Source organism: Brevibacterium sp. HMSC07C04, from assembly GCF_001815905.1.
Lineage (GTDB): Bacteria > Actinomycetota > Actinomycetes > Actinomycetales > Brevibacteriaceae > Brevibacterium.
Genome location: NZ_KV823276.1, coordinates 1 through 1,592, shown reverse-complemented (window position 1 = coordinate 1,592; position 1,592 = coordinate 1). Strand labels below are relative to the sequence as shown.

General features: G+C 62.9%; 2 protein-coding genes. Both read left to right on the top strand.

Annotated features, from left to right (window positions below; genetic code table 11):
- The first annotated feature begins 123 nt into the window (after positions 1-123).
- Positions 124-1,116, top strand: coding sequence for a hypothetical protein (locus HMPREF3162_RS08620; protein ID WP_070777612.1), 993 nt, complete (start codon positions 124-126; stop codon positions 1,114-1,116).
- Positions 1,116-1,481: a GntR family transcriptional regulator gene (locus tag HMPREF3162_RS08615; RefSeq protein WP_019174168.1), complete on the top strand. Its 366-nt coding sequence runs from the start codon at positions 1,116-1,118 to the stop codon at positions 1,479-1,481. The genes HMPREF3162_RS08620 and HMPREF3162_RS08615 overlap by 1 nt, the downstream gene beginning before the upstream one ends.
- Positions 1,482-1,592 lie beyond the last annotated feature (111 nt).

Genomic DNA, 1,592 nt, shown 5'->3' with positions numbered 1-1,592 from the left:
TGCCGCTCACCTGAGAAGGTGAGCGGCACCTCGTCCTTTTTTCTGTGTTTTTCCTGAAGGGGGTTGCGCACCCCAGCTTTGTATCAGTACATTGTTTTATGTATTGATACGAAAGGAGAGGCGATGCAGACATTCTGGATTGTGATCATCATCGGCGTAGTGCTGGCCCAAGCTCCCTTCACGGGCGGGTTCGGCAAAGTGAACACCAAAGAAATCGATAAGCACGCAGCCAAACAGGGACTCCCACTTCCCGGTGATCTTCGTCCGGCGATCACCGATCGGCTGGTCGGCCGTGAACGGTCATCGCTCACGTGGGCAATTGGGGGCCTGCTGATCGGCTTCCTCGCAGTGGCTCTCCTTCGGCTGATTGCCGGTTGGGATAACGGAGAAGCCGTTTACGCACCGCTTGTTTTGGGTGGGCTCGCGGTGGGAAGCGCCTTCGGCAGTCTGCTGCCGGTGCTGCGCACGACGCCCCTTGCCGAAGACCGCCCACGGGTGGCCCGAGCAATACACACAACCGTGCCGGACTACGTCAGCAAGAGCGAAGTGATCTGCTTCTTCCTGGTCCCCGCATCACTGGTTATCAGCACCGTCGGAATGTGGGTGCTCGCCGCCAAAGTTCCGCACATGCCGGCTGAGTTCGACGGTCGATTTGCTGCTCTTACCGGGGCAAACATTGTGCTTCTGGCCATGTGGGCCGTCATGTTCTACGCCGCTCACAAACTTGTGGCAAGCCCGCAGCACGCAGGGAACGACCTCGAACTGGCATGGGATGACGCAGAACGCACAACAGCCCTGCGTGCACTGGGTGACAACGCGGTGGCCATGGCAGTCGTCGCGGCAATCTTTTCGCTGATCAGCGTTGTTGACGTCGTATCGCGCCCAGCTGTGCGGGAAGGAGCAGAAGACCTGACAATCACGCTCGCCTTCGCGGCCTTCATCATCGGCCTTGTTGCTGCGGCGATGGTCACCCTGCCCCTTCTGCCGGGACGTTTGAACCGCACCCCGTGGCGCAAGCTGTGGCCGAACGCGCCGGCTGAGATCAGCCGCACCTCGGAAGCTGCCGCACCCGGCAACCAGAACCCAGCCACCGGCGAACAGGGGGAGGGCAAGTAATGCTGCGCATCGACCCCAAGAGTGATGTTCCGCCGTATGAACAGCTGCGCGATCAGCTCATGGCCCAAATCGAATCGGGTCAGCTGCCGCCGGGGGCTCGTCTGCCGGCGGTGCGCCGCCTGGCCGGTGACCTTGGACTCGCCCCCAACACCGTGGCGCGCACGTACCGGGAATTGGAACGCCGTAGCTATGTGCGCACGGCCGGGCGTAACGGAACGATCGTCACGGAAGACACCCCGGATGACACCGATCCCGCACTGGAGGCCTCCCGCGCTCACGCCAGGGCACTCAGCGCACAGGGCATCGACGTCGACGCGGCAGTCCGACTGCTGCAGCGGGCCTTCGCGGAACTGAAGAAAGGCTGACCGGCCGGACTGACCGCCGGGCCGCAGGCCGTAGCGCCTGCCGCGCCCACTGCCGGACCGCCCACCCCAACACAAAGGACGAGGTGCCGCTCACCTGAGAAGGTGAGCGGC

Bases quoted from the DNA above. Each gene is read 5' to 3' on its own strand.
- HMPREF3162_RS08620 (WP_070777612.1), top strand. From the start codon at position 124: ATGCAGACATTCTGGATTGTGATCATCATCGGCGTAGTGCTGGCCCAA.
- HMPREF3162_RS08615 (WP_019174168.1), top strand. From the start codon at position 1,116: ATGCTGCGCATCGACCCCAAGAGTGATGTTCCGCCGTATGAACAGCTG.